This is a genomic window from Streptomyces sp. NPDC048479, assembly GCF_040651435.1.
GTDB lineage: Bacteria > Actinomycetota > Actinomycetes > Streptomycetales > Streptomycetaceae > Streptomyces.
The window spans coordinates 15700-41447 of sequence record NZ_JBEZKA010000024.1 but is presented as its reverse complement, the minus strand read 5'-3'; the positions used below and the strand labels follow the sequence as shown (position 1 = coordinate 41447).

General features: G+C 70.4%; 20 protein-coding genes and 1 pseudogene. 12 read left to right on the top strand and 9 right to left on the bottom strand.

Features of this window, described 5'->3' with window-relative positions; all coding sequences use genetic code 11:
- Positions 1–15: 15 nt before the first annotated feature.
- From argF to AB0D12_RS30750, 3 genes are all read left to right on the top strand, one after another.
- A complete protein-coding gene (gene argF / locus AB0D12_RS30760; RefSeq protein WP_362689926.1) occupies positions 16–1023 on the top strand; it encodes an ornithine carbamoyltransferase in 1008 nt (335 codons plus the stop codon).
- Between the two features lie 423 nt (positions 1024–1446).
- Positions 1447–2274 (top strand): enoyl-CoA hydratase family protein, encoded by an 828-nt coding sequence (locus AB0D12_RS30755; RefSeq protein ID WP_362689923.1) that lies wholly within the window; start codon positions 1447–1449, stop codon positions 2272–2274.
- A gap of 131 nt (positions 2275–2405) precedes the next feature.
- Positions 2406–4727, top strand: a complete 2322-nt coding sequence (locus AB0D12_RS30750) for a bifunctional salicylyl-CoA 5-hydroxylase/oxidoreductase (RefSeq protein WP_362690082.1) — start codon at positions 2406–2408, stop codon at positions 4725–4727.
- Positions 4728–4755: 28 nt separating this feature from the next.
- Here AB0D12_RS30750 and AB0D12_RS30745 read toward each other — a convergent pair whose 3' ends face one another.
- The gene (locus tag AB0D12_RS30745; RefSeq protein WP_362689920.1) at positions 4756–5562 is read right to left on the bottom strand and encodes a PaaX family transcriptional regulator C-terminal domain-containing protein; all 807 of its coding nucleotides are present in this window, start codon (positions 5560–5562) and stop codon (positions 4756–4758) included.
- Between the two features lie 4 nt (positions 5563–5566).
- The gene (locus AB0D12_RS30740; RefSeq protein ID WP_362689917.1) at positions 5567–7183 is read right to left on the bottom strand and encodes an AMP-binding protein; all 1617 of its coding nucleotides are present in this window, start codon (positions 7181–7183) and stop codon (positions 5567–5569) included.
- A gap of 131 nt (positions 7184–7314) precedes the next feature.
- On the opposite strand from AB0D12_RS30740, the gene AB0D12_RS30735 reads away from it, so the two are divergent.
- The 4 genes from AB0D12_RS30735 to AB0D12_RS30720 all read left to right on the top strand — a co-directional run bounded on the left by AB0D12_RS30735 (position 7315) and on the right by AB0D12_RS30720 (position 11526).
- A complete protein-coding gene (locus tag AB0D12_RS30735) occupies positions 7315–8589 on the top strand; it encodes an acyl-CoA dehydrogenase family protein (RefSeq protein WP_362689914.1) in 1275 nt (424 codons plus the stop codon).
- Positions 8586–8984 carry a RidA family protein gene (locus AB0D12_RS30730; protein WP_362689911.1) on the top strand — a complete coding sequence of 133 codons (399 nt, stop codon included), beginning with the start codon at positions 8586–8588 and terminating at the stop codon, positions 8982–8984. The genes AB0D12_RS30735 and AB0D12_RS30730 overlap by 4 nt, the downstream gene beginning before the upstream one ends.
- Positions 8985–9045: 61 nt before the next feature.
- The gene (locus tag AB0D12_RS30725; protein ID WP_362689908.1) at positions 9046–9891 is read left to right on the top strand and encodes an alpha/beta hydrolase; all 846 of its coding nucleotides are present in this window, start codon (positions 9046–9048) and stop codon (positions 9889–9891) included.
- Positions 9892–9978: 87 nt separating this feature from the next.
- Positions 9979–11526 carry an MFS transporter gene (locus AB0D12_RS30720; protein WP_362689905.1) on the top strand — a complete coding sequence of 516 codons (1548 nt, stop codon included), beginning with the start codon at positions 9979–9981 and terminating at the stop codon, positions 11524–11526.
- Between the two features lie 3 nt (positions 11527–11529).
- Here the strand turns inward: AB0D12_RS30720 and AB0D12_RS30715 are convergent, their stop codons facing one another.
- The 7 genes and pseudogenes from AB0D12_RS30715 to AB0D12_RS30685 form a co-directional block, all read right to left on the bottom strand.
- On the bottom strand, positions 11530–12345 hold the full coding sequence (locus tag AB0D12_RS30715) for a VOC family protein (RefSeq protein WP_362689902.1): 816 nt from the start codon (positions 12343–12345) through the stop codon (positions 11530–11532).
- Positions 12346–12511: 166 nt separating this feature from the next.
- Positions 12512–12718, bottom strand: a pseudogene (locus AB0D12_RS30710) (IS5/IS1182 family transposase); the annotation flags it as partial.
- A 70-nt stretch (positions 12719–12788) separates the two neighbouring features.
- A complete protein-coding gene (locus AB0D12_RS30705) occupies positions 12789–14042 on the bottom strand; it encodes a glycosyltransferase family 39 protein (RefSeq protein WP_362689899.1) in 1254 nt (417 codons plus the stop codon).
- A gap of 26 nt (positions 14043–14068) precedes the next feature.
- Positions 14069–15349 carry a glycosyltransferase family 39 protein gene (locus tag AB0D12_RS30700; protein WP_362689896.1) on the bottom strand — a complete coding sequence of 427 codons (1281 nt, stop codon included), beginning with the start codon at positions 15347–15349 and terminating at the stop codon, positions 14069–14071.
- Entirely contained in the window at positions 15346–16569 is a 1224-nt protein-coding gene (locus tag AB0D12_RS30695) for a glycosyltransferase (protein WP_362689893.1), read from the bottom strand. The genes AB0D12_RS30700 and AB0D12_RS30695 overlap by 4 nt, the downstream gene beginning before the upstream one ends.
- Positions 16570–16673: 104 nt before the next feature.
- Positions 16674–17144 (bottom strand): hypothetical protein, encoded by a 471-nt coding sequence (locus tag AB0D12_RS30690; RefSeq protein WP_362689890.1) that lies wholly within the window; start codon positions 17142–17144, stop codon positions 16674–16676.
- 11 nt (positions 17145–17155) lie between these two features.
- Positions 17156–17662 carry a SigE family RNA polymerase sigma factor gene (locus tag AB0D12_RS30685; RefSeq protein WP_362689887.1) on the bottom strand — a complete coding sequence of 169 codons (507 nt, stop codon included), beginning with the start codon at positions 17660–17662 and terminating at the stop codon, positions 17156–17158.
- Between the two features lie 935 nt (positions 17663–18597).
- Between AB0D12_RS30685 and AB0D12_RS30680 the strand changes: the two genes are divergently transcribed.
- The 5 genes from AB0D12_RS30680 to AB0D12_RS30660 all read left to right on the top strand — a co-directional run bounded on the left by AB0D12_RS30680 (position 18598) and on the right by AB0D12_RS30660 (position 25611).
- Positions 18598–19839 carry a cytochrome P450, cyclodipeptide synthase-associated gene (locus tag AB0D12_RS30680; protein WP_362689884.1) on the top strand — a complete coding sequence of 414 codons (1242 nt, stop codon included), beginning with the start codon at positions 18598–18600 and terminating at the stop codon, positions 19837–19839.
- Positions 19840–20103: 264 nt separating this feature from the next.
- Positions 20104–22104, top strand: coding sequence for an ATP-binding protein (locus tag AB0D12_RS30675; protein WP_362689881.1), 2001 nt, complete (start codon positions 20104–20106; stop codon positions 22102–22104).
- 115 nt (positions 22105–22219) lie between these two features.
- Positions 22220–23692, top strand: coding sequence for an MFS transporter (locus AB0D12_RS30670; RefSeq protein WP_362689878.1), 1473 nt, complete (start codon positions 22220–22222; stop codon positions 23690–23692).
- 76 nt (positions 23693–23768) lie between these two features.
- Entirely contained in the window at positions 23769–24209 is a 441-nt protein-coding gene (locus AB0D12_RS30665; protein WP_362689875.1) for an SRPBCC family protein, read from the top strand.
- A 37-nt stretch (positions 24210–24246) separates the two neighbouring features.
- Complete coding sequence (locus AB0D12_RS30660) at positions 24247–25611, top strand: carotenoid oxygenase family protein (RefSeq protein WP_362689872.1); 1365 nt, start codon at positions 24247–24249, stop codon at positions 25609–25611.
- Positions 25612–25748 lie beyond the last annotated feature (137 nt).

The following is a 25748-nucleotide window of genomic DNA, read 5'->3' as shown; positions in this document are numbered from 1 at the left end:
CCAGGAGCAGCCACCATGGCGATACATCTCGAAGGCCGCCACTTCCTCAAGGAGCTGGACTTCACCGCCGACGAGTTCCGCGGCCTGATCGGTCTGGCGGCCGAGCTCAAGGCGGCCAAGCGTGCGGGCACCGAGGTCCAGCGGCTGCGCGGCAAGAACATCGCGCTGATCTTCGAGAAGTCGTCGACGCGTACGCGCTGCTCCTTCGAGGTCGCGGCCGCGGACCAGGGCGCATCGACGACGTACATCGACCCGGCAGGCTCGCACATCGGCAGCAAGGAGTCCGCCAAGGACACCGCGCGGGTGCTCGGCCGGATGTTCGACGCCATTGAGTTCCGCGGTGATGGGCAGGCCACTGTCGAGGAGCTCGCCGCGTTCGCCGGGGTCCCGGTCTACAACGGCCTCACCAACGACTGGCACCCCACTCAGATGCTCGCCGATGTGCTCACCATGAGCGAGCACAGTGACAAGCCGCTCGAGCGGATCGCCTTCGCCTACCTGGGCGACGCCCGCTTCAACATGGGCAACTCCTACCTGGTCACGGCCGCTCTGCTGGGCATGGACGTCCGGATCGTCGCGCCGAAGTCGTACTGGCCGGCCGAGGACATCGTCGCCAGGGCCCGCGAGGCCGCCGAGGTCAGCGGCGCGCGGATCACCCTCACCGAGGACATCGCCGAGGGTGTTGCCGGCGCGGACTTCGTCGCCACCGACGTCTGGGTCTCGATGGGTGAGCCCAAGGAGATCTGGGACGAGCGTATCGAGGCGCTCGGTCCGTACGCCGTGACCATGGATGTACTGAGCGCCACCGGCAACGCGGACGTGAAGTTCCTGCACTGCCTGCCCGCCTTCCACGACCTGGGCACGAAGGTCGGCCGGGAGATCCATGAGAGCCATGGACTGACCGAGCTCGAAGTCACCGACGAGGTCTTCGAGTCGGAGCACTCGGTCGTCTTCGACGAGGCGGAGAACCGTATGCACACGATCAAGGCGATCATGGTCGCCACCCTCGGCGACGCCGGATAGTCATACGCGCGGTGGCGCGGGCCGGTTCCGGGCCGGTCGGCTCGGAACCGGCTCTTGCGGAGCGAGCCGGTCGGGGGTGATCGCCCTGCGTCGCCGCTCATCGAGGCCTCAGTGAGTGGACGCCGGGGGCATGCAACCGGTCTCGGGGTAGTGGCCGTTGGCGTCGGCCCACACGCGGTCTTTGCTGACGGCTCCAGTGACGCAGGTCCTGAGCTACAGGCCCATGCCGCCCATGGTGCGTTCCAGGGAGTTCGCGCAGAGGCGGGCTCCCCCGGTCTTCGGTGGAACGACTGGGCAGACAGGCCGAACTTCTCCAGGATCGGGTAGCGCCCGTCTGTTATCGCGTTCTCATGACGGAAGTCACGTATAGGTGATAGCTTCGTAAGGCAGGTAATAGTTGGCCCGCTGAGGGAGGCCGCGTTCATGAGCCCCTTTTCCAGCCCTGCGCCCCGCACCGAGCAATGGCGCCACATCAGGCTGACCAGGCAGGACGGTGTCGCCACCGTCACGCTCGACCGGCCCGAGAAGCTCAACGCGCTCACCTTCGGTGCCTACGCCGACCTGCGCGACCTGCTCGCCGAGCTGTCCCGGGAGCGGTCCGTGCGGGCGCTGGTCCTCAGCGGAGAGGGGCGCGGCTTCTGTTCCGGCGGCGACGTCGACGACATCATCGGCGCCACGCTCGCCATGGACACCGCCCAGCTCCTCGACTTCAACCGGATGACCGGGCAGGTCGTACGGGCGCTGCGGGAATGCCCCTTCCCGGTGATCGCCGCGGTGCACGGTGTCGCGGCGGGAGCCGGCGCGGTGCTGGCGCTTGCCGCGGACTTCCGCATCGCGGACCCCTCGGCCCGGTTCGCGTTCCTCTTCACCAAGGTGGGGCTCTCGGGCGGCGACATGGGCGCGGCGTATCTGCTGCCGCGGGTCGTCGGACTGGGACACGCCACACGGCTGTTGATGCTCGGCGAACCGGTCCGCGCGCCGGAGGCCGAACGGATCGGCCTGATCAGCGAGTTGACGGACGAGGGCGAGGCGGACACCCGGGCGGCCGAGCTGGCCCGCCGACTGGCGGAGGGCCCGGCGCTGGCATACGCCCAGACCAAGGCACTGCTCACCGCTGAGCTCGACATGCCGCTCGCGGCCTCGGTCGAGCTGGACGCGGCGACGCAGGCGCTGCTGATGAACGGCGAGGACTACGCGGAGTTCCACGCGGCGTTCACGGAGAAGCGCGCGCCGAAGTGGCAGGGGCGCTGACGATGCCCCGGCCGACCGCAAGCACCGCGACGAACCCGCCCCCTGCCGCGCCGCCCGAGTCGACCCGGGCCTCCGTCTCACCGGCCGAGCAGGAGGGCCGGGTCCTGGCGCCGGCGCGATCCGGCCGTGCCCTGCGTGTCGCCGTGATCGGTGGCGGGCCCGGCGGGCTGTACGCCGCCGTGTTGCTCAAGCGGCTCGATCCCGCGCGGGAGATCACCGTCTGGGAGCGGAACGGCCCCGAGGACACCTTCGGATTCGGTGTCGTCCTCTCCGACGAGACCCTCGGCGGGATCGAGCACGCCGACCCCGCTGTCTACCGAGCGCTCCAGGACGAGTTCGTGCGCTGGGACGACATCGACATCGTCCACCGCGGCCGGACCCTCACCTCCGGCGGACACGGCTTCGCCGCACTCGGCCGGCGCAGGCTGCTGGAGATCCTGCACCAGCGCTGCGCCGATCTCGGCGTACGGCTCCGTTTCCGCACCCCCGCCCCGCCGGCCGCCGAGCTCGCCGAGGCGTACGACCTCGTCATCGCCGCCGACGGCCTGCACAGCCTCACCCGAGAGGCGCACGCCGACTCCTTCGCGCCGCGCATCACCTCCCACCAGTGCCGCTACATCTGGCTCGCCGCCGACTTCGCCTTCGACGCCTTCCGCTTCGAGATCGCCGAGACCGAGCACGGGGTGATGCAGCTCCACGGCTACCCCTTCGCCCGCCCGTCTCCCGGCGACCACCCCTCAACGAGGTCCTCCGGGCCGCAGAACCAATGCGGCACCAGCACCGTCATCATCGAGATGCGCGAGGAGGTCTGGCGGGCGGCCGGCCTCGACACCTGCGACGAGGCGCAGTCCACGGACCAGTGCGCGAAGATCTTCGCCGACGCCCTCGGCGGCCGCCCCCTCCGCGGCAACAACTCCGCCTGGATCGCCTTCCGTACCGTCGTCAACGACCGCTGGTCCCACGGCAATACGGTGCTGCTCGGCGACGCCGCCCACACCGCCCACTTCTCCATCGGCTCCGGCACCAAGCTCGCCGTCGAGGACGCGCTCGCGCTCGCCGCCTGCATCGAGGAGCAGCCGACCCTCGGCCAGGCCCTCGCCGCGTACGAGACCGAACGCCGCCCGGTCGTCGAGTCCACCCAGCGCGCGGCCGCCGCCAGCCTCCGCTGGTTCGAGGAGCTCGCCACCTACCTCGACCAGCCGCCCCGGCAGTTCGCCTTCAACCTGCTCACCCGCAGCCGCCGAGTCACCCACGACAATCTGCGGCTGCGCGATGCGGCCTTCACCGACTCCGTCGAGCGCGACTTCGGCTGCCCGCCGGGCACACCCCCGATGTTCACGCCACTCCGGCTGCGCGGACTGACCCTGCGCAACCGCGTGGTCGTCTCGCCCATGGACATGTACAGCGCCGCCGACGGCATCCCCGGCGACTTCCATCTCGTCCACCTCGGCGCACGCGCCCTCGGTGGAGCGGGCCTCGTCATGACCGAGATGGTCTGTGTCAGCGCCGAGGGCCGGATCACCCCCGGCTGCACCGGCCTCTACACCGACGAACAGGGCGCGGCCTGGCGCCGCGTCACCGACTTTGTGCACCACCACTCGCCCGGCACGGCGATCGGCGTCCAGCTCGGCCATTCCGGGCGCAAGGGTTCCACCAAGCTCATGTGGGAAGGCATCGACCAGCCGCTCGACCAGGGCAACTGGCCGCTCTCCGCCCCCTCCGCGCTGCCGTACCGGACCGGGGTCAACCAGGTCCCGCACGCCCTGGACCGGTCCGGACTGAACGACATCCGCGAGCAGTTCGCCGCCGCCACCCGACGCGCCGTCCGCAGTGGCTTCGACCTCCTCGAACTCCACTGCGCCCACGGCTACTTGCTGTCCGGTTTCCTCTCTCCGCTCACCAACCGGCGCACCGACTCCTGCGGCGGCTCCCTGGAGAACCGCCTCCGCTTCCCCCTCGAAGTCTTCGACATGATGCGCGACATCTGGCCCGACGACCGGCCCATGGCCGTCCGTATCTCCGCGACCGACTGGGCACAGGGCGGCACCACCGCCGATGATGCGGTCGGGATCTCCCGCGCCTTCGCCGCCCACGGCGCCGACGCGATCGACGTCTCCACGGGACAGGTCGTCCCCGACGAGCAGCCCGAGTACGGCCGCTCGTACCAGACTCCGTACGCCGACCGGATCCGTAACAGCCTCGGCATCCCGGTCATCGCCGTGGGCGCGATCTCCTCCTGGGACGATGTCAACTCGCTCCTGCTGGCGGGCCGCGCCGACCTCTGCGCGCTGGCCAGGCCGCATCTCTACGACCCCCACTGGACGCTGCACGCGGCGGCCGACCAGGACTACGCGGGCCAGGGCGCGCCCTGGCCGCTCCCGTACCGCGCGGGCAGCCGCAAACCCCCGACCGGCCGCACGGACGCACCGAAACCGAGGCTCACCCTGCGCTGAGGCAGACGCAGCAGCACAGCATCCGGGGTCACGGTTGCACGAACGCCGCGCCCGCGTCCCGCAGCAGCGCGTGCAGCCGGGCGAAGACCTCCGCCGACCGTCCGCCCGGCCAGCCCTGCGGCAGCAGCTCGACCGGCAGGCCCGGATCCACGTACGGCAGCCGCCGCCAGGAGTCCAGCGCCGACAGATAGTCCCGGTACGCGCCCTGCGCAGGCACCTCGTCGCGCGCCTCCCACGCCCGCAGCACCGGCCCGTGCAGATCCAGGAACTCCTCGTGCTGCTTGGCGATCGCCGCCAGATCCCACCAGCGCGCCACCGCCTCCGCCGTGGGCGCGAAGCCGAGGTGCTCGCCGCGGAACAGCTCGACATACGGGTCGAGCTGGAGCCGCCGCAGCGTGTGCCGGGTCTCCTCGTACAGCCGCGCCGGCGCGATCCAGACACCGGGCGCCGCCGACCCGAAGCCGAGCCGGGCCAGCCGGGAACGCAGCAGATGGCGCTTGTGGCGCTCGGCCTCCGGCACCGAGAAGACGACGAGCACCCAGCCGTCGGACAGTGAGGGGGAGTGCCGGGTGTAGATACGCCGGTCCCCGTCGTCGAGCAGCTGGCGCGCATCCGCCGACAGCGCGTAACCGGCGGCCCCGTCCGCGGTGCGCTCGGGGATCAGCAGACCGCGGCGTTTGAGCCGGGAGACCGAGGAACGTACCGACGGGGCGTCGACGTCGAGGACCGCCAGCAGACGGATGAGTTCGGCCACGGGGAGAGACCCCGACCGTTCGCGTCCGTACGCGCCGTACAGGGTGACGATCAGGGAGCGGGGGGTGTGCTGCTCGGCCACGTGATCACTCTATGGCCCGCAGCCGGTAGCGCTGCAGCTTGCCGGTCGGGGTGCGCGGAAGCGCGTCGAGGAAGACGATCTCGCGCGGACATTTGTACGGTGTCAGCCGCCGTTTCACGGAGTCGGTCAGCGCGGCGGCGGTGTCGTCGCCGGCCGGGACCCCGTCGCGCAGCACGACGTACGCCACCACGATCTGGCCCCGCAGCGGGTGGGTACGGCCGATCACCGCAACCTCCGCCACATCCGGGTGGTGCAGCAGCGCGTCCTCCACCTCCGGTCCCGCGATGTTGTAGCCGGCCGAAATGATCATGTCGTCGGCGCGTGCGACATAGCGGAAATAGCCGTCCGGCTCACGTACATACGTGTCGCCTGTGACGTTCCAGCCGTCATGTACATACTCCCCCTGGCGAGGGTCGGCCAGATAGCGGCAGCCCACCGGGCCGCGTACGGCCAGCAGCCCCGGTTCGCCGTCCGGGACCGGCAGGCCGGCGGTGTCCACCACGCGCGCGTGCCACCCCGGAACCGGGATCCCGGTGGTCCCCGGCCTGATCGACTCGTCCGCCGCCGAGATGAAGATGTGCAGCAGCTCGGTCGCGCCGATGCCGTTGATGATGCGCAGCCCGGTCCGCTCCTGCCAGGCACGCCAGGTGGCGGCGGGCAGATTCTCACCGGCGGACACACAGCGCCGCAGCGAACCGGTGTCGTGCGCCTCGAGCTCGTCCAGCATCACGCGGTACGCGGTCGGCGCGGTGAACAGGACCGACACCCGGTGCGCGGCGATCGCGGACAACAGCTGCCTGGGGCCCGCCTGTTCGAGCAGCAGCGCCGACGCTCCCGCCCGCATCGGGAAGATCACCAAGCCGCCGAGCCCGAAAGTGAAGCCCAGGGGCGGGCTGCCCGCGAAGACATCGTCGGGCTCGGGCCGCAGTACTCGCGCGGAGAAGGTGTCCGCTACGGCCAGCACATCCCGGTGGAAGTGCATGCATCCTTTGGGGCGGCCGGTCGTGCCCGAGGTGAATGCGATCAGCGCGACATCGTCGGCCGCGGTCGCCACCGCTTGGTACGGCTCCGGCGCCGCGCCGGCGGCCAGTCCCAGCAGATCGTCGGGGGAGTCACCGCCGTACGCCGTGATGCGCAGCCCCGGCACCTCCGCCTTCGCCAGATCGTCGACCGACCGGATGTCGCACAGGGCGTGACTGACGGCGGCGATCTCGCAGACCGTGGCCAGTTCCCTGGCCCGCTGCTGGGCCAGAACGGTGACCGCCACCGCGCCCGCCTTCATCACGGCCAGCCAGCAGGCGGCGAGCCAGGGGCTCGTCGGGCCGCGCAGCAGGACGCGATTTCCGGGGACCACTCCAAGACCGGAGGTGAGGACATGCGCGATCCGGTCGACCTGGTCGCGCAGCTCTCCGTAGGTCCAGACCTCGCCGCCGCCGGTACGGAAGACGGGCCGCTCGGCGCCGAATCGCTCGATCGTACGGTCCAGCAGCTCGGCCCCGCAGTTGAGCCGCTGCGGATAGTTCAGTTCGGGCAGGTCGAGGAGGATTTCCGGCCACTGCCCGGTGGGCGGGAGGTGGTCGCGCGGAAAGGTGTCGAGGTGGGCCGAGGGTGTCAGCTCCATGGTTCGCCCCTTCTCGTGGTGGGGTCGCGAATCGAGCGTATCGTGAAGGTGACGACAGTCAACGGTCCGCGATACCCTGCTTTCCCAGGGGGCACCCCCCGGACCCCCGGCCGCACGAAGTGGGGGCACGGATGCCCGTATTTTCACTCGATCCGGCACAGACCGCCTGGTGTGCGCAGCTGCGCACCCTGGCCGACGAGCGGCTGCGACCACTCGCGGAGAAGGCGGAGCCGGGCCGCGTCAACCGCCCGTTGGTCGCCGCTCTCGGCGAACTCGGCTTGCTGCAAAGCCTGTTCGGGGCCGGTGCGCTCGAGCTCTGCCTGCTGCGCGAATCGCTGGCGTACGGCAGTACGGAGGCCGAGACCGCGCTCGCCCTCCAGGGTCTGGGCAGCTACCCGCTGGTCCAGGCGGGTACGGCCGCCCAGCAGGAGCGCTGGCTGCCCGAGGTGATCGCGGGGCGTGCCGTTGCCGCCTTCGCGCTGAGCGAGCCGGACGCCGGCTCGGACGCGGCGGCACTCGCCCTCAAAGCCGTGCCGGATCAAGGAGGCTGGCGGCTGAGCGGTGAGAAGCGCTGGATCTCCAACGCCCCCGAGGCTGACTTCTACACCGTCTTCGCCCGTACGACGGAGGGCGCGGGCGCGCGTGGAGTCACCGCGTTCCTCGTCCCGGCGGACCGGCCGGGACTGACCGGGACCGCGCTGGAGATGCTCTCGCCGCACCCCATCGGCGCACTTGCTTTCAACGGTGTGCCGGTGACCGGCGACGACGTCCTCGGCGAGACCGACCGCGGCTTCCGTGTCGCCATGAACACCCTGAACCTCTTCCGGCCCAGCGTCGGCGCTTTCGCAGTCGGTATGGCCCAGGCCGCCCTGGACGCGGCCCTCGAGCACACCGCCCGCCGTACTGCCTTCGGCGGTCCGCTCAAGGAGCTCCAGTCCGTCGCCCACCAGGTCGCCGAGATGGCGACACGGACCGAGGCCGCCCGGCTTCTCGTGTACGCCGCGGCCGCCGCGTATGACGAAGGGGACGCCGACGTGCCGAAGCGGTCCGCGATGGCGAAGCTACTGGCGACGGAGACCGCGCAGTACGTCGTGGACGCCGCCGTCCAGCTGCACGGCGCCCGCGCGCTCCAGCGCGGCCACCTTCTGGAACACCTCTACCGAGAGGTCCGTGCCCCCCGGATCTACGAGGGCGCCACCGAGGTCCAGCGCACGATCATCGCCAAGGAGCTGTACTCCAAGGAGCAGTACGCGAAGGGGCCGTACGCGAAGGAGCAGTACGCGAAGGGGCCGTACGCGAAGGAGCAGTACGCGAAGGGGCCGTACGCGAAGGAGCAGTACGCGAAGGAGCCGTGCGCGAAGGAGCAGTACCTGAAGGAGCCGCACGCAGAGGAGCCGCACGCATGAGCCTGCACCGCCACAATCCGGCCGAGCTCTCGCCGCCCACCGGCTTCTCGCACGCTGTCACCGCCACCGGCTCACGCCTTGTGTTCCTGGCCGGGCAGACCGCGCTGGACACCGACGGGAAGATCGTCGGCGAGACGCTGCCCGAGCAGTTCGAGACGGCACTGGCGAATCTGCTCACCGCCCTCGCGGCCTCCGGCGGCGCCCCGCAGGACCTCGCCCGGGTCACGGTCTACGCCACCGATGTCGCCGACTACCGCGTTCATGCGGGTGAACTGGGCCGTATCTGGCGGCGGTTGGCGGGCCGTGACTACCCCGCGATGGCGGTGATCGGCACTGTCCGGCTCTGGGACGACGAGGCCCTGGTCGAGCTCGACGGTGTGGCCGTGCTCCCCTGACCGGGGTCCGGCGGCCCGGAGACTCAGTACATAACATCGTTATGACCCGAGGGGAGCCGTCATGCCGGAGATCGAACTCGGCGCAGGGACGATCGCGTACGAGGACACGGGAGGCCCCGGCCCCGTCGTTGTCCTGCTGCACGGTCTGGTCCACGACGCGACGGTCTGGCGCAAGGTCGTCGCCGGACTGGGACGGGACCACCGCTGTATCGCCCCGACCCTGCCCTACGGCTCGCACCGCACCCCCATGCGCCCGGACGTCCCGCTCGGCCCCGACTCCGTCAATGAGCTGATCGCGGAGTTCCTGGACCGCCTGGACCTGCGCGAGGTGACCCTCGTCGAGAGCGACTGCGGACGCGCGCAGACCGTCGCGGGACGCCATCCCGAGCGGCTCGCCCGGCTCGTGCTCATCTCGTGCGAGGCCTTCGACAACTACCCGCCGGGCGCACCCGGCAAGATGATCTCGCTCGTCTGCAAAGTGCCCGGCGGCGTCGCGCTGATGGCCCGGATCCTGGCGCTGAAGCCGCTGCGCCGACTGCCCATCGGCCTCGGCGCGCTCACCAGGCGTCCCGTACCGCACGAGATCGCCGACGGCTGGCTGCGGCCGCTGCTCACCGACAAGGCCATCAGGAACGACTTCCGCCGCTACAACGCGGGTGTACGCAAGACCGAACTCCTCGAAGCGGCCGAAGGACTACGGAAGTTCGACCGGCCCGCGCTGGTGGTGTGGGCAACGGAGGACCGGATGATGCCGGGGGAACACGGCCGGCGGCTGGCCGAACTGCTGCCGAAGGGGCGGCTGCTGGAGATCGAGGACAGCTGCACGCTGATCGCCGAGGACCAGCCGGAGCGCCTGACGGAAGCGCTGCGTGCCTTCATCGCGGAGACTGCCGCGGAACGGTCTTGATCGATTGGTGGTGTGCCCGCCCCGGGTTTACCGTCGATGGGTAGACGGATTCGTCTACTGACCCTCGTAAGAGGGACACGATCCGCCATGACGACCCCGCAGCCGATACCCACGCAGACCGCCGCGTCGGACAAGAAACTCGGCGGCAACGGGATCGCGCTCCTCGTCATCGCCTCGTGCCAGTTGATGGTGGTACTCGATGTCACCATCGTGAACATCGCGCTCCCGCACATCCAGAGCGCGCTGAACTTCTCGACCACGAGCCTTTCCTGGGTCGTCAGCGCCTATACGCTCACCTTCGGCGGCCTGCTCCTTCTCGGCGGCCGCACCGGTGACATACTCGGCCGCCGCCGGGTCTTCATGTTCGGCGTCCTGCTCTTCGCGCTCGCCTCTCTGCTCGGCGGCCTCTCCCAGAACTCCGGCCAGCTCCTTGCCTCTCGCGCCCTGCAGGGCGTCGGCGGCGCCATCGCGTCGCCGACCGCGCTCGCACTGATCACCACCACCTTCACCGAAGGCCCGGCCCGCAACCGGGCGTTCGGAGCTTTCGCGGCGGTCTCCGCGGGCGGCGGCGCGATCGGTCTGCTGGCAGGCGGCATCCTCGTCGAATGGCTCGACTGGCGCTGGGTGTTCTTCGTCAATGTGCCGATCGCCCTGCTCATCGTTCTGGCGACGCCCCGCCACATCAAGGAGTCCGAGCGCCATCCGGGTCACTTCGACCTGGCCGGTGCGGTGACCTCGACGCTCGGCATGGTCGCGCTGGTCTACGGCTTCATCCGGGCCGCGCAGGAAGGCTGGCGCGACCGGCTCACGCTCGCGTCGTTCGCCGCGGCGGTGGTGCTCCTCACGACCTTCATCCTCATTGAGCGCCGCTCGAAGCAGCCGATCACGCCACTGCACATGTTCGCCGACCGCAATAGGGCAGGCACCTACGGAATCATGCTGAGCCTCGCCGCCGCGATCTTCGGCATGTTCTTCTTCCTCACGCTCTTCGTACAGGACGTGCTGGACTTCAGCCCGCTCCAGGCCGGCCTCGCCTTTCTGCCGGTGAGCGCGGTCATCGCGGTGGGGGCGGGCATCGCCTCCCAACTTCTGCCGAAGTACGGACCGAAACCGTTCATGGTGACCGGTGCGATCCTGGCCGCGGTGGGACTGTCCTGGCTGACCCTCACCGATATCCATTCGACCTATCTGGGCAGCATCCTGGGACCGGTGCTCATCTTCGGCCTCGGCATGGGGATGAACTTCGTCTCGCTGACCCTGATGGCCGTCTCCGGTGTGCCCAGACATGAGTCGGGCGCGGCCTCCGGCATGCTCAACGCGACTCAGCAGGTGGGCGGTTCGCTCGGCCTGTCCATTCTGGTGACGGTCTTCGGTACGGCCAGCCGCAACGAGGCCAAGGACCAGATACCGCTCTTCATGGCCCAGGCCACCCCGGTGGAACGGCTGAGCTTCCGGCGCACCGGACAGCTCCCACCGCCGTGGGGCGACGAGGTGCTGACCTCCGGAGTCTCCGTCGCGTTCACCGTGGCCGCCATCTTCACGGTGATCGCCGCGGTGATCGCCCTCCTGGCCATCCAGGTCCGCCCCTCGGACCTGGCACGCCTCCGGGGAGGGGTCACTCCCGGGCAGCCCTGAGACTCATTCGGGGACTGTGCTGCTGGTGACGGTGAACAGGGCGCCGTCCGGATCGCGCAGCGTGGCCTCCTCGCCCTGCGGCATCGAGCTCTGTCCCAGGACGAGACCTCCATTGCGGCGGGCTGCCTCCACGGTGGCCTCGACGTCGCCGACCGGGAAGTGGCAGTGCCAGTGGGGCCGGAGCGTGGGGTCCGGTGCCGCCCCCGTCGCGCCGGAGCTGAGGCGCGCGAGCACATGCCCCTTGCTGCGCAGCACGACTTCGTCCTCTTCGTAGTCGACCTGGCAGGAGCCGGGGCGATCGGATGCCCACTCGAGGACTTCGCCGTAGAAGATCGCCGCTTCGAAGGCGTTGCGGGTCCGCAGACGCAGCCAGACGGGCGCCTTCTTGCGCCCGGTCAGCCAGTCCGAGACGAGCAGTCCCTCCCAGATGCCGAAGACGGCGCCGTCACGGTCGGCAGCCAGCGCCCCCCGTCCCATGGTGAAGGTGAGCGGGCCGACCGCGACGGTGCCGCTGCGCTCCCGGATACGCGCGGCGGTCTCATCCGTATCGATGACGGCGAAGTACGGGGTCCAGGCGACGGCGACCTGCAACATGGACGCCAGCGCCCCGATTCCGGCGACCGGCGCACCCTCGAGGAAAGCGGTACTGAACTCGTCGCCCAGTACGCCCTTCCGGAATTCCCACCCCATGACCGCGCCGTAGAAATCCTGCGCGCCCTGCAGGTCACGTGTCATCAGACTGACCCAGCACGGCGCGCCGAACACTGCGGCGCTCGATGTCACTCCTGCGGATCCGGCTGCTCTCGTTGGCTTGTCCATCACTCGGCGTCCCGGTCGGATTGGGGCGCTATGCACCCCCAGCCCCCTTATCCTCCCCTGAACAGGGCAGGCTCGCGAACCGCGCACGTACTCTCAGTGACGGACCGGGACGGTGACGAGCCGGTCAGATGTCCCGGAACTGATGCGCCGGGTTTCTGGCCGGGGGCGACCGCTCCTTGTAGAGGTCGGCGTCGTGGCTGACGGGTCGGCCTCCCCTGCCGCCTTTGCTCTTCCGGCTGGCGGCCTGGTCATTCTTCTCGGGGATGGCTGCTTTGACGTGGCGTTTGCGCAGGTAGGCGCGGTTGCCGCAGGACGAGTGGGCCTTGTCCCCGGCTACCGCGCCGGGCCGGGTGCGGGGCCCTGCACGAACTCGTCGATGGAAGGACTGCGGTCAGCTCTGCCGGCATCGGCCGACCAAGCCGAGAGCGCCGGTTCGGTTCGTGTCAGCCGGCCCAGTGGCCCGAGGTGAACGTCACCGCGAGCACCACCGTCAGCGGAGCCACTACGCCGACGTACGCCTCCTTCACCCATGTGCGCCGCAGGCTCCAGTGGGCCAGGCCGGTCCACAGCGGCCACCAGAGCAGGGTTGCGCGGGGGATGGACAGGTACCAGTACGACGTCCCCAGGGCCCAGAGATTGAGCCCGATGAACACGGCTTCCGGCCAGCGGCGGCGGAGCAGAAGGAAGAAGAGCAGCAGGACACCGACCGCCATCGCGGCCAGTTCGAGCTGGAACTCCCAGGCGTAGCCGGTGGTCTGGAGGTGGTCGAAGGCGTTCCGCCAGGTGTTCCGGAACGCTTCGGCGGGGGTGTGGAAGTCGCGGTACCAGCCGCGTTCCTGCGCGTGCTTCCAGGCTGTCCAGTCGCCGGTGTTCGCGTGCAGGTAGACGGTGTAGGCGGTGGCGGGTAAGACGGGCAAAGCACACCAGGGCAGGGAGCGCCAACGGCGGCGCCCTCGGCGGTCGTCCCGGGCCAGGAGGCATTCGACCGTGATCGCGGTGGCAAGGAACAGGCCGCTGATCCGGGTGGTGGTGGCCAAGGCGGCGAGAACGCCCGCGATTGGCCAGTTGCGGTTCTTCGCCGCGAGCCAGGCCGGCAGCGCAAACGCGAGGAAGAGGGATTCCGTGTATCCGGCTGCCAGGAACACCGCGGCGGGCGACAGCAACAGAAAGCCCGTGGCCCGTTGGCCGGCCCGAGCGCTGTCCGGTCGGCCCAGTCCGGCGATCCTGGCCAGGGCTACGACGGCCACCGCACCGCTCACCAGGGAGATCAGCAGGCCGGCCACGGTCCAGTCGGTGATGAGGGTGTGCACGCCGCGCAGCAGGAGGGGGAAACCGGGGAAGAAGGCCACCCGGTTGTCGGACGCGGGGTCGACTCCCGGGAAGGGGTCGAAGTAGCCGTACTGGCCTATGTGTTGATAGTGCACCCAGTCCCATTGCTCCCAGCGGGACAGCCATGGGGCGGGTGTCCTGGCGTCGGATCCGGCAGGGGACAGCCAGGCGGTGCAGTAGGCGACGAGCCACAGCCCGAGGCGCGTGAACAGGTAGAGCCGGAGCACCCGGAGGTCCGTGGGGGGCAGTCGGTCGAGCAGTCGCCGCTGCTCGGGGGCGCCGGTCCGTACGGGACCTGGATCGCGTGTAGGAGCACGGTGTGCCGGCCTCGAGGCCGACCGCTTGGTGGTGGGCAGGGTCGTGGTCATCGGGCATCCATTCCTGGGTCCGTCGGTTACGGGACGCCGAGTTCGAAAAGGGCGTAGCCCGCGTACGAGCCGGAAGCCAGGGCCGCGATGCCGAGGAGCATGAGCTGGTGGGTCAGGCTGAGGCGGCGCAGGGCGAGGGCGACCGGGAGAAAGAGCGGGAAGAGGGGGAGCAGATAGCGGGAGACGTTGCCGAATATCTGCTGGCTGCCGAGGACGAGGACGAGGGTGAGGACGGTGTAGACCGTCAGGACGGCCGGGGGACGCAGCCGGATCAGCAGCGGGAGCAGTGCGAGCGCGAGCAGGACGACACCGACGCCGATCAGGTCCGCGAAGGGCCAGGCGGAGAGATAGTCGAAGTGGCCCACCGGGACGGATGTGAGGACGTCGAGGGTATGCCGGCCGTAGTCCCACTCGTGGGCCCAGGCACCGGACTGAAGCCTGAAGTAGCCGCCGTAGTCGCCCATTTGGTGACCCACCCAGCCGAGATGGGCGAGGAGACCGAGCGGGGCGACGGCCATCGCGGCCACCGGACGCAGGATGCCGTCGCGGTGACGGTGGAGCGCGAGCAGGGCCGCGACGGCGACGGCGGCGATCAGCGCCACGGCGGTGGGCCGGTTGAGCCCTGCCACGCAGGTGAGGAGACCGGCGGTGAGCCAGCGGCGGCTCAGGACGGCATGGCAGGCCCAGACGGCCAGGGCCACGTAGAGGGAGTCGGAGTAGACCGCCCACTCCACGCCGGAACCGGGCCAGACGGCCCAGAGTCCGGCTGCGGCCAGCCCGGCCCGTCTGCCGCCGAGGTGTTCGGTGATGGCGTAGATGCCCAGGGCGGCGGCCAAGGAGGCGACGACGGAGACCAGCAGGCCGGCGCCGTACAGGCCGAGGCCGGTGAGCTCGGAGACCAGCCGCACCAGCGCCGGGTAGAGCGGGAAGAACGCCGCCGAGTTCCCTTCGAGTGTGATCGGGCCGGTGGCGCCGGGGATCGGGACCAGCTGAGGGTCGTACCCGTGCGCGGCGACCTGCTGGTACCACCAGCCGTCCCAGCTGGCCAGGACGTCCCACGGGTGGGCGCCGCCGCCGAAGCGCGGGTTCTTCGTGCGGTAGTCGCCGGCGGAGTGCAGCAGCCACATGAAGGCGGCGAAGCCGATGAACTTGAGCGTGCCGTAGACGGCCAGTACGGGGCCGTAGTGCTCGGCTGTGCGGCGCAGCCGGCGCCGGCGGTCGGGGCCCGTGGCGGCGGGCTGCTGTGACAGCCTCGCGTTCCAGCTCAGGGTGCCGGTCGCGGTCGTACGGGCGGTGGTCCTGATCATGCGCGGAACACCCACGCTCGGAAGAACAGGAACCGCAGCAGCGTCGCGGCCAGGTTGGCGGCGAGGAGTACGGCGAGTTCGGTGGCCTGCCCGGCCGAGGGCACCGTGTGGTGCAGGGCGGCGAGCGATCCGCCGGTGAGCGCCAGGCCGATCAGGAGGACGACCAGGCCCCTGCCCTGGTGGCGCAGCACACCGCCGCGGCCACGGAGGCCGAAGGTGAGCCGCCTGTTCACGGTCGTGTTGGCGACGGCGCAGACCAGCAGCGCGAGTGCGTTGGCGGCCTGGGATCCGGCCACCGGGCGCAGCGCCGCGTAGAGGAGCAGGTATGCGAGGGTGCTGACGGCGCCTACGGCGGCGAAGCACACGAGTTGGCCGGCGAGCCTGCCCGGTGCGTCGGCGCCACCGTCGCGGAGCGACCCGCCCGGCGGCAGCGTGCCCCGCGCCAGTGCCCCGCCGATCCTGGCGATGCCGCGCAGGTCGGCCAGTGCCGTGGCGAGGATGTCGACCCGGGTGTCGGGATCGTCCACCCAGTCGACCGGCACCTCATGGATGCGCAGCCCGGCACGCTCGGCGATCACCAGCAGTTCGGTGTCGAAGAACCACTCCGAGTCCTGCACGAGGGGCAGTAGTCGCTCGGCCACATCACGCCGCACCGCCTTGAATCCGCACTGCGCGTCGGAGAAGCCCACAGCGAGGACGGAGCGCAGGAGGGCGTTGTAGCAGCGAGAGGTGATCTCTCGCTTGGGGCCGCGCACCACCCGGGAACCGGGGGCCAGGCGGGTGCCGATGGCGATATCGGAGTGGCCGGAGAGCAGCGGGGCCACGAGCGGCAGCAACGCCGTCAGTTCCGTGGACAGGTCCACGTCCATGTACGCGAGTACGGGGGCCGACGAGAGCGACCAGGCGGTACGCAGCGCCCGGCCGCGACCCTTCTCGGCCAGCCGAAGCCACTGTGCTTCGGGCAGTTCGGCTGCCAGCCGAGCGGCGATCCGCGGGGTGCTGTCCGTGCTGGCGTTGTCGGCGATGGTGATACGGAACGGATAGGGGAAGGTCTCGCACAGGTGTGCGTGGAGCCGCCGCACGCTCGGCTCCACATCTCTCTCCTCATTGAACACGGGGACGACCACGTCCAGGACGGGCTCCGGGTGGTGCGTCGCCACCGGTGCGCGGTGCGGCAGGCGGCTCAGGTCCTTCAGCACAAGTGACCCTTGGATTTTCATGTTTTGTCCTTTTTGTGACCTGGCACGGGGCAGGCCGAAGACACTCGGGGCGAGGGGGTGCTAGGGCGATACGGGGTGACGAGCGAGGACGAGGCGGTCGACGGCTAGTTCCCCGCGGTCGCCGTACCCGAAGGCGGGGCCGAGGTCGAGGGCGGCGACGTGCCCTCCGTGCTCCCCGGCGGGGTCTCGGTGGCCGTGGTCGTACTCCCGGTCGTGGCCGGCGGCGTGTTGGCGGCGGTCCCGTCCGGGGACGCGGGGGCAGTGGAGGTGGCCGAGGAGGAGGGCGCGCTCGGGGACACGTCGGGTGTCGCGGGCGGGGCGGAGGGCGACGGGCTCGTCGCGGGCTGTGGGCGGGGGTGGCTGGGCTCGAACGAGGTCGCATGGCCGGGCAGCAGGAACAGCCCGACACTGAGGCCGACGACGGCCAGGGCGGAGCCGGCGGCCCTCTGTGCGGCCCGTCTGCGAGAGCGGACACGCACCCCTGCCCGGAGACGTTCCTGGTGCCTCGGCTCGAACGGTGCGGGCGCCTCGGTGTCGCGCATCATCTGTGCCAGCTGCCGCTCGAAGTGATCCATGGGGTTCTCCTTCACCGCACCGGCTCGTTCACATCGCCCAGGAGCAGCCTCAGCCGCGCCACTCCGCGTGCGGCATGGGACCGAGCCGTGCCCACCGGGCACCCGAGCGCCTCCGCCACCTGCCCCTCGGGCAGGTCCTGGTAGTAGCGCAGCACCACCGCCACCCTCTGCTTCGGCGACAACTGGGCCAGCGCGGCCTCCAGTCGAGAACGCTCCACCACGTCCGCCGACACGTCGCCGACCGCCGCCGCCTCGGGCAGCTGTTCGACGGGGCGTTCACCCCACCAACGCCGCTGTCCCGAGCGTGCCGCCGCGCGCACCATCACCTTGCGGACGTACGGCTCCGGTGCGTCATCCGCGACCTTGGGCCAGACGAACCAGAGCTTGACCAAGGACTCCTGCAACAAGTCCTCGGCCCGATGCCGATCGCCTCCGACGAGCAGACGGGCCAGGTGGACCAGCGCCGACCAGCGGGCAGCCACGAACTCGTCGAACGCACGGGCTCGACTCTGCTCCATCCGCACTGTCCCTGTTCTCGCCGGTCGCCTACACCCTGTAGAAGACACTGGCACGCGGCCCACGATGCACCTGCGGCCCGTGATCTGGATCACAGGGCATGTCGACGACGAGCGCGCGAGATGCTCCTCCGTCCCGTCCCGTCCCGTCAGAGACGCCGACGAGGAGGACGCGGTTCGACGGCCCCGCCCGACGGCCACCCGCCCGACGGGAAGGGCGTCGCCGTCGAAGACCAGTGGTGCCAACCCCTTCGGCCGCAGGGGGTTTCCGTACCTCCAGGTGGGAGGACGGCCCGGTCGTCCACCCCCGCCGGACGGCCCCCTCCTCCACGGGCGCCGGTGTGACCTGGGCGTAGGCGATCGTTCCGTCCTTGCTCACCAGGCCACTGGTGAACGGCTCGGAGACACTCGCCACCCACCGCGCCTTCTTCAACCCGGCTGTCAGAGCGATCTCGGACTTGTTGGCCGCGGGGGTCGGTCCGACCGCCGGGCGCCTCGAAGACGACCCGCGCGGTCGCACCGGCGGCGGAGGTTTGCGGGAAGCCCTCCCCGCGACCGGAACCAGTGCCGCCGTTCGCTCATCCTGTACCCCGGGTAGGCCTGCTTGCTTACTCTCTCGCGGACGCAATAGGTGGAGGTGGGGGCGCATCACACGGCAGGTCCCGCATCCCGACCAGGTTGCGCGCGTTGCTGCCAACCGTGGCACTCGACTCCTGCTTGCCGCCCGAACTTCCTTCTTCCCGCGGTACCCGGCGGTCCTGGACGCCGGTGAGTCGGTCCTCGCCGCGGGCAGCCACGGGAGCCCGCGAGCAGGTCCTCGCCGACCGGTTCTCCCTTGCGGCCTGCTGCCCAGCTTCGCTGCGGCCGCTGACGGTCGACGTCCCGCCTCCCCGGTACTTGTTCTTTCCGGGCACTGCGCACTTTGAGAGGTCTTCACCATGCCCGTGGTCAATCCCCGTTTCAGCATCCTGACCGAGGACTTCGCCGCAGCCCCCTACCGCTACTTCGCACAGCTGAGGGAGCAGACTCCGGTGCACTACGAGGCGGCGATCGACAGCTATTTCCTCTCCCGCTACCAGGACGTCAAGCGCGTACTGACGGACCACGAGGCGTTCACTACCCAGACGCTGCAGGTGCGCGCCGAGCCGGTGATGCGCGGTCCGGTCCTCGCCCAGATGACCGGGGCCGAGCACACCGCCAAGCGAAAGATCGTCGTCCGGGGCTTCACCGGCCAGGCCCTCCAGAACCAGATACGCGCCATCCACGCCAACGCCGCCGAGCTCATGGCCCCCTTCCTTTCCCGAGGCCGGATGGACCTCGTCAACGATTTCGGCAAGCCCTTCGCCGTCCACGTGACCCTCGATGTCCTCGGTTTGGACAGAGAGGACTGGCGGCAGGTGGCCGCCTGGCACAGCGGGGTCGCCGAGTTCATCACCAGCCTGACTCTCACCCCCGAGCGCCGCCGGCACTGCATGGACTGCGCGGAGCAGCTGGAGGCCTATCTCGTACCCGTCATCGAACAGCGGCGCCGCCACCCCGGCGAGGACCTGATATCCATGCTGTGCACCGCCGAGTTCGACGGCGTCGCCATGAGCAATCGCGACGTCACCGCGCTGATCATCAATGTGTTGGCTGCCGCCACCGAGCCCGCGGACAAGACCCTTGCCCTGCTCTTCAAGCACCTGATCGACCACCCCGAGCAGATGGCGCAGGTCCGCCAGGACCCGAACCTGCTGGCCGCCGCGATCGCCGAGACCCTGCGCTTCACCCCGCCGGTCCAGCTCATTCCCCGCCAGGCGGAGGAGAACGCCGTGTTCGCGGGCACCACCGTCCCGGCAGGTGCCACCGTCTTCTGCATGATCGGCGCGGCCAACCGCGACCCCGACGCCTTCACCGCCCCGGACACCTTCGACATCCACCGCCCGGACCTGGGCACCGCCCGCTCCTTCACCGCCGCCGCCCAGCACCTCGCCTTCGGTACCGGACTCCACCAGTGCGTCGGCGCTGCCTTCGCGCGCGCCGAGATCGAGACCGTCGCCGCGATGCTCCTGCCCGTGCTCGACCAGGTCCGCTACAGTCCCGACTTCCGCTACCGGGAGACGGGCCTGTACACCCGCGGACCCGTCTCCCTGTCGCTGGACTTCACTTCCGTCCACGCAGGCTGCACCGGCCGTGACTGACGCTTGTTAGGATCTCTAACGGTTGTTAGTATCCCTAACGGAGTGGCGGTCCTGGAGGCGGAATCGGCCTCCGAAGTGCCGGATGCGACACCGCTTCACACGAATGCGTGGCACCACAGCCTCGATCGGTCGGAGCCGGTTGGTGCACAAGCGGGCCGGAGCACCGCCACACCTGCCTCGTGCCGGTGGCTGTCGCCGAGAGGCCTGATGGGTGTCTCCGGGCATGGCTGTCCGGTGCTGGGACAAAGGAGGATGGGAGCCGCCATGGCGTCCGTGGGAGAGAGACTGAGCCGTGCGCGAGTACGGGCCTTCATAGGCCGGGACGAGGAACTCGGGCGCTTCGGGGAGGCTTTGGCCGGCGATCCGCAGGCGCCGTTCGTGTTCTACGTGTTCGGGCCGGGCGGCATCGGGAAGTCGACGCTACTGCGGCGCCTGGCGGACCACGCTCGTACGGCGGGCCGGCTGCTCGTCGAACTCGACGGCCGGTTCGTGAGCCGGGACCCGGCCGATTTCGAGCGCGCCGCCGGTCCTTTCCTGGACGTTCCGGGCACGGTCCTGTTCGTGGACTCCTTCGAGCACTGCCAGTGGCTGGAGAGCTGGCTGTGGCACCACTTCCTGCCTCGCGCGGCGGACGACACCCTGGTCGTCCTGGCCGGTCGGCGCGCTCCGCAGCCGCAGTGGACCGTCGATCCCGCCTGGTCCGGGCTCCTGCACGTGAGCGAATTGGAGCCGTTCTCCGAGGAACAGGCCCGCAGCCTGCTGGTCGCGGCGCAGATCCGGCACGAACTACGGGACCGGGTGCTCCGCTTCGCCGGAGGCAACCCGCTGGCTCTGTCCCTCGCGGCCGCAGCAGGATCGTCGGGTTGCAGCAGGGAGGAGATCTGGGCCCCCTCGGCGGACGTCCTGCGCACCCTGTTGGCGGGGTTGATCGGTGAGGTGCCCACGGCGGCCCACCGCCGCGCCCTGGAGGTGGCGGCACAGGCTCACTCGACGTCCGAGGAACTGCTCGACGCGGTGTTGCCCGGGGAGGATGCCCATCTGCTCTTCTCCTGGCTGAGGGACCTGCCCTTCATGGAGCCCACGCATCGGGGGCTCTATCCGCACGACGCCGCACGCGAGACGCTGGCCGCCGACCTGCGCTGGCGAGCACCCAACGCCTTTGAGGCGATGCGCCAGCGCCTGGCGGAAGAGTACCTGCGCATACTGCGCGAGGCACCCGAGGAGCGGGTGTGGACCGTCACCGACGACCTCTTCTACCTCTTCCGGGAGGGGAAGACCCTGGCCCGACTACGCACTTGGTCCCGCGAGGACGAGGTGCACGACCGTCCTCTGTACCCGGATGACATCGATGTGGTGCTCCGCATGGCCGAGGAGACCGAGGGAGCCGCCTCCGCGGAACTGGTCCGCTACTGGGCGCAGCGCCAGCCGCAGGCTTTCAGCGTCTACCGTCTCGTGAGCACGGGCCGGATCGTGGCATTCACTGCCCGGCTGGCTCTGCCGGCCCCTCCCGACCCCCAGGACCTGGCCACCGATCCTGTCGTCGCGGCAGCGTGGGAGTCCACCGATGCCACCGCGCCGGTGAGCCCCGGCGAACACATCGGCATAAGCCGCTTCTCGATCTACCCCGAGCGGTACCAGGTCCCCTCGCGCGTCATCGACTTGAGCAGTTCCCGGGCCCAGGCGGAGGCCGCCCGCGCCCGCGGTCGCGCCTATGGCTTCGCCGTCTACCGGGACGCCGAGACCTGGGCCGAACGCGTCAAGGGCACCCTCAGCGACACAGGGGCGCGCCCGCGAGTCGGTGAGCACACCTACGGGCTGTTCAGCGTCGACTGGCGTCAGATACCCGTGGAGACCTGGCTTCTCCACTTCATATCAGCCGCAGAAGTGCCGGCTCCACCCGGACCGTCGCCCATCTCGCGTACCGCGTTCGACGGGGCCGTGCGTGAGGCGCTGGCGCACTGGCGCGATGCGGGAGCCTTCGCCGCCTGTGCCCTGATGCGCGCCCGTCTCGCGGCTGATTTCGGTGATCCTGTAGGGGAGTTGCGCACCCTGCTGCGCCAGGCCGTCGACGACCTCGCCCATGACCCGCGCGGAGTGCGCGCCTGCGAGGCCCTGACGGCAGGCTACTTCTCCGGTGCACCCACCCAGGAGGCCGCAGCCCGCCGCCTGGGCCTTCCGTACGGCACCTACCGTCGCCACCTGCGCCAGGGCCTGGACCTGCTCTGCGAAGCCCTGTGGCAGCAGGAGCTGCACGGCCCCCGATAGCAACCGAAGCCGCATGCCTCGGCAGATGCGGGTGGACGGATGCGGACAGCAGTGGACAGTCCCCGCCCCTGTCGGGCCTGGAAAGTGGACACCGTCCGGCACGAGCCTGTGCGCCATGAACGTTGCACGCACGCAGACGAACCAGGCAGCACGCCGAGCCTCCCGGCCGGGAGCCGTGCTCGCGGCCCTCGCCGCGGCGCAGTTCACCGTCATGCTCGCCACCTCGATCGTCAATGTGGCGCTTCCTCAGATCCGCGCCGGAGTCGGCCTGTCGGACGGCGGAACCACCTGGGTGGTCAACGCCTACGGCCTGGCGTTCGGGGCACTGCTCCTGGCGGGCGGGAGGGCGGCCGACCTCCTCGGCCGCCGTCGGGTGCTGATCGCCGGTCTCGCGCTGTTCGCCGCGGCTTCTCTGTCGGCGGGACTGGCCACCGCTTCGGGCGTGCTGATCGCCGCCCGCGCCGTTCAGGGCCTTGCCGCCGCCGCCATCGCCCCGGCCGCGCTCGCCCTGACGATGGACCAGTTCCCGCCCGGCCCGGGGCGTGGCAAGGCACTGGGGGTGTGGGGGGCTGTCTCCGGCGCGGGAGGAGCGGGCGGCGTCCTGCTGGGCGGTGTGCTCACCCAGGCGTGGGGCTGGCCCTGGATCTTCCACTCGGTCGCGCTCGGGGCGGCGCTGGTCCTGGCCGCCGTGGCTGCGCTCGTGCCACGGGCGGCCGGACGGAAGGCCGGGCGGTTCGACCTGCTGGGCACGGCCACCGTCACCCTCGCCCTGACCTGCCTGGTCTGGGGCCTGACCACCGCACGTGGCGCCGGCTGGACCGACGGCCGGGTGCTGGGAGCCCTCGGGACCGCCGCCACGCTGCTCGCGGCATTCGCCGTGATCGAGCGCCGTAGGCCGAACGCGCTGATACCGCCGCGTCTGTTCACCACCGGCCAGGTCGCCGCGGGCAACCTGCTGATGGCGCTGCTGGGCTCGGTGTGGATCGCCCTGTTCTTCTTCCTGCCGCTCTACCAGCAGCAGGTCCTCGGATCCAGCCCCTTGGCCACCGGAGCGGGACAACTCCCGCTCGCCGGCGCCAACATGCTCGGCGCCGCCCTGGTGCCGCGCATCTCCCGGCGCATCGGGGCCTCCGCGACCGTGACCGCGGCCCTGCTCACCGAGGCCGCGGGCCTGATGTGGCTGTCACAGATCAGCGCCCACGGCAGCTACCTCGCCAACCTCCTCGGCCCGAGCATCCTGATCGGCCTGGGCCTCAGCATCGCCTTCGTCCAGCTCACCGCGCTCGCCGTGGACGGCGTCCCACGGGAGGACGCGGGCCTGGCCGGCGGCCTGGTGAACACCACCCGCCAGGTCGGCGGCGCCATCGGCCTCGCCGCCCTGGCCACCCTGGCCGGCTCCGTCACCGCCCACGCGTCCACCCACCAGCCCCATCTGGAAGCCCTCACCGCCGGCTACCGCACCGTCTTCACCGTCGCCGCCGCGGTCCTGGCCGCAACAGCCCTCCTCGCGCTGCTCCTCACCCGCTGCACCAGCCCGCGGACCGCAACCACCTCCACCGGCCCGGCCTCCGACCCGCAACCCGCCTGAATCTCCTGAATCCGGCTGAACCAATGGATCAGCCGCGCCACCGAAACATGTCATCCAGAGAGAGGAACCCACAGCCATGGTCACCATCGACGAGACCGCCCCCGTCATCGTCCGCCTGAGCACCGAGATCAACGCCCCGCTCGCGACGGTGTGGGAGCTGCACACCGACATCGCGTCCTGGCCCACCTGGAACACGGACATCGACCAGGCCGGACTCAACGGCCCCCTGATGCCCGGCAACTCCTTCGGCTGGCGAACCCACGGCCTGGAGATCACCTCCACCGTGCGCGAACTGGTCCCCGGCGAGCGGATCGTGTGGGGCGGCCCCGCCGACGGCATCACCGGCATTCACGTGTGGACGTTCGAGCAGAACGGCGACCACGTCACCGTCCGCACCGAGGAGTCCTGGAGCGGCGCCCCGGTCGAAGCCGCGGCCGACCACCTCGGCAAGGCCCTCCACGACTCCCTGGAGAACTGGCTTTCCCACCTCAAGGCCCGTGCCGAACAAGCTGCCTGACAAAAAAGCATCACATCCACTGAAAGAGATTCCTGCCATGACTGCTGCCAAGCCCTACCTGACCGGCCACTACACCCCCGTCGCCGACGAGGTCACCGCCACCGGACTCACCGTGGAAGGCACGCTGCCCCCGGAGCTGGACGGCCGGCTGATCCGCAACGGCCACAACCCCAAGCCCGGTGTCACCCCGACCCACTGGTTCAAGGGCAGCGGCATGGTCCACGGCATCCGCCTCCGTGAGGGCCGCGCCGAGTGGTACCGCAACCGCTGGGTGCGCACCCCCGCCCTCGACGGCGCCCCCTACATGACCGAGCACGGCCCCGACCTGACCGCCAGCGCCGCCGGCACCCACATCATCGAGCACGCCGGACGGCTGCTCGCCCTGTGCGAGGCGAACGTCCCCTTCGAACTCACCCCGGACCTGGAGACCGTCGGCGCGTACGACTTCGACGGCGCGCTGCGCAGCGCGATGACCGCGCACCCCAAGGAGGACCCGCTCACCGGGGAGTTGCACTTCTTCGGCTCCTCGCCCTTCCCGCCGTTCCTGACGTACTACGTCGCCGACGCCAAGGGCGGGATCGTCCACAGCGCCGAGATCCCGGGAGCAACCGCCTCCCTCAAGCACGACTTCGCCCTGACCCGCCGCCATGTGGTCTTCATCGAGGGCAATGTCACCTTCGACCCGGCCGAACACTCCGGCATCCCCTACGGCTGGAGCGACGCCCAGCCCGCCCGCATCGGCGTCATGCCCCGTGGCACCGACGGCGCCCCGCAGGTCCGCTGGTTCTCCATCGAGCCCGGCAACCTGCTGCATGTCGCCAACGCCTACGAGGACGGCCAGGGCCGGATCGTCCTGGAAGGCCCCACCGTGGACCGCGAGGGCTTCCAGCTCTCCTGGAACTGGTGGGTCGGCGCCCCCGGGCGCGGTACCGAGCCCGTCGCCCGCTCCTACACGCGCCGCTGGGTGGTCGACATGGCGGCCGGTACCGTCGACGAGCAGATCATCGACGACCTCACCGTGGAGTTCCCGACCCTCAACGAGGACTACCTGGGCTCTGAGAACCGCTACCAGTACGCCATCTCCTTCCCCGACGAGAAGGGCTTCGGCGGCTACGGCATCGTCAAGTACGACCGCACCACCGGCGCCCGCCGCATCCACCAGGTCGGCGACGCCCGTATGCCCAGCGAAGCGGTGTTCGTCCCCGCCGCCGGAGCCACCCGCGAGGACGACGGCTACCTCCTCACCGTGACCTCGGACCTCAAGCAGGACGCCTCGCAGCTCCTCGTCCTCGACGCCTCCGGCCTCGACCGGATCGCCACCGTCCACCTGCCCCATCGGGTGAGCGCCGGACTCCACGGCTCCTGGATTCCCGACACCGCCCTGGAGGCCATCAAGCGCTGACCCACAGCGAGGACGCACCTCAGCTACACCGGCGGCGTGTTTACGCAAGGCTGACTGCCCCCGGAGCCCCAACGGGACCTGCAGCCCCCTGAAGCCGCTCGTGCGCCTCCGACGCCGCCGTCTCGCGAGGCGCACAT

Coding starts and splice junctions, on each gene's coding strand:
- argF (WP_362689926.1), top strand. CDS start 16: ATGGCGATACATCTCGAAGGCCGCCACTTCCTCAAGGAGCTGGACTTC.
- AB0D12_RS30755 (WP_362689923.1), top strand. CDS start 1,447: ATGAGCCCCTTTTCCAGCCCTGCGCCCCGCACCGAGCAATGGCGCCAC.
- AB0D12_RS30740 (WP_362689917.1), bottom strand. CDS start 7,183: ATGGAGCTGACACCCTCGGCCCACCTCGACACCTTTCCGCGCGACCAC.
- AB0D12_RS30735 (WP_362689914.1), top strand. CDS start 7,315: ATGCCCGTATTTTCACTCGATCCGGCACAGACCGCCTGGTGTGCGCAG.
- AB0D12_RS30730 (WP_362689911.1), top strand. CDS start 8,586: ATGAGCCTGCACCGCCACAATCCGGCCGAGCTCTCGCCGCCCACCGGC.
- AB0D12_RS30725 (WP_362689908.1), top strand. CDS start 9,046: ATGCCGGAGATCGAACTCGGCGCAGGGACGATCGCGTACGAGGACACG.
- AB0D12_RS30720 (WP_362689905.1), top strand. CDS start 9,979: ATGACGACCCCGCAGCCGATACCCACGCAGACCGCCGCGTCGGACAAG.
- AB0D12_RS30715 (WP_362689902.1), bottom strand. CDS start 12,345: ATGGACAAGCCAACGAGAGCAGCCGGATCCGCAGGAGTGACATCGAGC.
- AB0D12_RS30705 (WP_362689899.1), bottom strand. CDS start 14,042: ATGACCACGACCCTGCCCACCACCAAGCGGTCGGCCTCGAGGCCGGCA.
- AB0D12_RS30700 (WP_362689896.1), bottom strand. CDS start 15,349: ATGATCAGGACCACCGCCCGTACGACCGCGACCGGCACCCTGAGCTGG.
- AB0D12_RS30695 (WP_362689893.1), bottom strand. CDS start 16,569: ATGAAAATCCAAGGGTCACTTGTGCTGAAGGACCTGAGCCGCCTGCCG.
- AB0D12_RS30690 (WP_362689890.1), bottom strand. CDS start 17,144: ATGGATCACTTCGAGCGGCAGCTGGCACAGATGATGCGCGACACCGAG.
- AB0D12_RS30685 (WP_362689887.1), bottom strand. CDS start 17,662: ATGGAGCAGAGTCGAGCCCGTGCGTTCGACGAGTTCGTGGCTGCCCGC.
- AB0D12_RS30680 (WP_362689884.1), top strand. CDS start 18,598: ATGCCCGTGGTCAATCCCCGTTTCAGCATCCTGACCGAGGACTTCGCC.
- AB0D12_RS30675 (WP_362689881.1), top strand. CDS start 20,104: ATGGCGTCCGTGGGAGAGAGACTGAGCCGTGCGCGAGTACGGGCCTTC.
- AB0D12_RS30670 (WP_362689878.1), top strand. CDS start 22,220: ATGAACGTTGCACGCACGCAGACGAACCAGGCAGCACGCCGAGCCTCC.
- AB0D12_RS30665 (WP_362689875.1), top strand. CDS start 23,769: ATGGTCACCATCGACGAGACCGCCCCCGTCATCGTCCGCCTGAGCACC.
- AB0D12_RS30660 (WP_362689872.1), top strand. CDS start 24,247: ATGACTGCTGCCAAGCCCTACCTGACCGGCCACTACACCCCCGTCGCC.